The sequence below is a fragment of the Paenibacillus sp. MAHUQ-63 genome (assembly GCF_028765165.1).
Taxonomy (GTDB): Bacteria; Bacillota; Bacilli; order Paenibacillales; family NBRC-103111; genus Paenibacillus_E.
In genome coordinates this window covers 1-3,677 of sequence record NZ_JARADB010000021.1, presented here as the reverse complement: position 1 = coordinate 3,677, position 3,677 = coordinate 1, and the positions used below count along the sequence as shown (strand labels likewise).

1 protein-coding gene is annotated in these 3,677 nt (G+C 41.6%); it reads left to right on the top strand.

The window, feature by feature from the left end; all coding sequences use genetic code 11:
• Positions 1-372: 372 nt before the first annotated feature.
• On the top strand, positions 373-3,354 hold the full coding sequence (locus tag PUT07_RS35250) for an S-layer homology domain-containing protein (RefSeq protein WP_274473512.1): 2,982 nt from the start codon (positions 373-375) through the stop codon (positions 3,352-3,354).
• The last annotated feature ends 323 nt before the right edge of the window (positions 3,355-3,677 follow it).

Here is a 3,677-nt window from a genome sequence, read left to right as displayed (position 1 = left end):
AGGTAACATCAAAGTAGAAAGAATCGCTGATAAAGATGGCAACTTGCAAGATGCAGCATTCGATCTGACTATCACTTCTCCAAGCGGTAAATCCGACGTTGTCGCGGTTACTGTAGCAAGTGCTAAAAACTAATCTCTTTAAATAAAAGAAGGCCAATCGGCCTTCTTTTATTTTTTGATTAGGTCGAACCATGAACCGACATGGAAAATACTTATCAATGATTTCGTCAACGAATAATAGTATACTCATTTTGTAGCCGAGATGATATACGAAACGATATACGAAATCGGCATTAGTGATTCATCTGCTGCCCCGCTGGTTATAAGTTTTTATAACAAAAACTTTCAAATAATAGGAGGAAACAAACCCTTATGAAGAAAACTCTTTCCGTAGTACTGACATCAGCTATGGCTCTTTCTATGTTTTCATCTCTAGCATTTGCTGCGAAATCTTCCGCAGATTTCACAGATTTGAAAGACCTAGATGCAGCTACAAAAGCGAAATTCGATGCAATGATCTCCGCTGGTATTTTTGACGGTGTATCGGAAACTACATTTGGTCTGAAAGACGAAATGAACCGTGCACAATTCGCAAAAGTTGCGGCTCTGATCATGGGTCTTGACGTAAACAAAGACCTGCAAACATCCAGCTTCTCCGATGTTAGTGTAACCGACGCAGCTAACGGCTATGCACTTCCTTACATCGAAGCTTTGAAAACAGCTGGTGTGACTGACGGTTATGCTGAAGGTCAATATAACCCTGCTGGTAAAGTAACGAAAGAACAACTGGCAACATTCTTGGTTCGTGTACTTGGCCAAGACGAAGCAGCTAAAGGCAAAACAGGCACAGACAAAACAGTTTCCGGCTGGGCACAAGGCTATGTAGCTATGGCGCTTGAGTTGAAACTTCTTTCTAACAACGAAGATGGCACTTTCGGCGGCCAAGCGAACGCAACGCGTGATCTTCTGCTGACAGGTGCATATGAAGCGAAACAACAATACGTACCGGCTGGTAAAGTATCTGTAACTGGCGCGAAAGCAACAGGCGTTCAAAAAGTTGAAGTAACTTTCAACAAACCAGTTGATACAGAGAAAGCGGCATTGTCCTTGAAAAAAGGTTCAGCTGAAGTTGCTACAACAACTGCATTCGCGGCTGACAAAAAATCCGCAGTGATTACATTGACTGATGCAAGAATTAGCAATGGCGAGTACACAGTAAGCATGAGCGGCCTGGATGCAGCTGCAGTTGATAAAACAACGGCAACATTCAAAGGCGAAGATGAAGTTCTGAAAAGCATTGACTTCGTAAATGCTGGTGATACAGTTGCTTATGCTGATAAAGTCATTGTTAAAGCAAAAGCTGTAAACCAATATGGTGAAGCTGCTTCTACAAATGCAGGTTCTTACGACGTTTACACATCTGCTGCTACCTTCACCAAATTAACAAAAGATACTGACGGCACTTTGTTGATCACTTTGGATACCAAAGTTGATGGTCAAACAACACAAGGTGTATCTGTTATTCCTGTGACGATCGTGAACAACGACAGCCACATTACCGTAACGAAAAACTTTAAATTGGGTACACAACCAATTCTTACAAAGCTTGAGCTTGGTGAAGCACGTTATTCCGTAGGTACAGCTTTGAATGGTAAAGGCGAGAACGTTAAATACGATTTGAATCTGTATGATCAATACGGTTCTGTAATGTCTTATGAAATGTTGAACAGCGAAAACAAACTTAAAGATACAAGCTTGGTTTGGAACGACTATCTGGCAAGTGAAGATGTTAGCTATGTAGTAGAAGACAATGGAAATGACATTCCACAAGTGAAGATCTCCTTGTTGAAAGACGTTGATAAGTCCGGAGACTTCGGCTTTACCGTATTTAACCAAGCAGCAACAGCGACTGGTAAAGTAAGTATTCAATCTGCTAAAGTAGCGACGAAAATTGAAATTGGCGAAATGAACGATGTGATTGCATCTGGCGACACGGAAGTTTATGTACCAGTTATCGGTTATGACGCAAAAGGCAATCAATTGAGCGCTGCTGACCTGGCAAGCGATGCGAACGTAGATCGTATTAACGTATCGATTTCTGGAGCAACTGGCAGCAACAAAATCGTAGCATCCGGTGAACACAAAGGTATGATTAAACTGGACACGATTGAAGCTGGTTCCAAAGGAGCTGTTTCCGTAACAGCAGTTATCGCTACAGCAAATGCAAACAGCACTGCAACTAAAACTTACACTGTTCACGATGCGCGTATTGCGGACCACTTGAAAGAGGTAACAGTGCCGGCGAAGAATGTAGTTGCTGGAGCAACTTCTGATTTTGAATTCAACGTGATCGATCAATATGGTCAAGTATTGGATGATTCCAACTATGTAAATGACAATGGTTCTGTTGTTGATTCCGCAACTGGCAACACAAAATACAAAGTGGTTGCAACTGCAGTAACTTATGATGCAGCTGGCAAAGTAATTGATAATGCTACTGCTCATGTTGTTATGCCGAATGACGATGTTTTGACAACAAGCACTTATGAAAAAGGTACTAACGATTTCAAAGCTTTCAACGATGAGTTCACATTCGAAACAACGAAAGAAGCTAAAGAAGGAACTTATGTGAAATTCACAGCTCAAATCTTCAAAGGTGAGCAAGAGATTTCTAAAGTTGAAAGAACTTTGACAGTTGTTGGTGAAGATGCAGACTTGACTTACAGCGTAGGAACTGTAGCTCCATTGTTCAACGCTATGGATAGCGATGTAGTGAAGGACAGTGAGTTGGATGTTGCTACAAGTAAGCTTGCCCGCGAAGTTAAAATCAGCGCGAAGAACGCTGCAGGGGAAGCTGTTGAACTTCCAGCTGTCATCACGCAAATCACTTCTTCCAACACAAGCGTAGCGCAAGTGGCAATGGGAACTGGTAAAGATGCAGGTAAAGGTTTCGTGCTTGGTAACAAAGAAGGCACAGCAACACTGAATGTGACTTACCAAACAGTTGACGGTAGTACAAAACAAGCAAGTGTTCCTGTAACTGTGAAAAGCGACATGGTTGCTGTAGACAAGCTGGAAGCAGGAGAAACAGAAGCAACGATTGGTGCCACTGGATCCAATGCTTATGCAGTAGCAGACCTGACTGTAACTGATAACTATGGCGTTGAGTACGACAAAGGTGAAGCTCCGGCTTACAACTATTTGCTGGGTCTGACATTCTCTACAGACAACGTTAAAGGTAAAGTAGAGATTGGTAGCGATGGCACGATCAAAGCAGATAGCGGTTCGACATTTGATCTGATCATTACTTCGCCAAATGGCAAGTCGGTTGTAACATCGGTAATCGTGAAGTAATTATTTAATAGAGAAGACCCTTCGGGGTCTTCTTTTTTATATGGATCTAACTGTCCACTTGGAAAATACTTATCAATGAATTAAAAATGAGTTGATAGTATACTAATTCATGTAGCCGAGGTGATAGACGCGGAGCTACACGAATCACCTACGAGTTGGTTCGAAGTCGTCCCGTTGGTTATAAGTTTTTATAACAAAAAAACTTAAAATATTAGGAGGAAACAAACCTTTATGAAGAAAACTCTTTCCGTAGTGCTGACATCTGCTATGGCTCTTTCTATGTTTTCATCTTTAGCCTTTGCTGCGAAATCTTCTGCAGATTT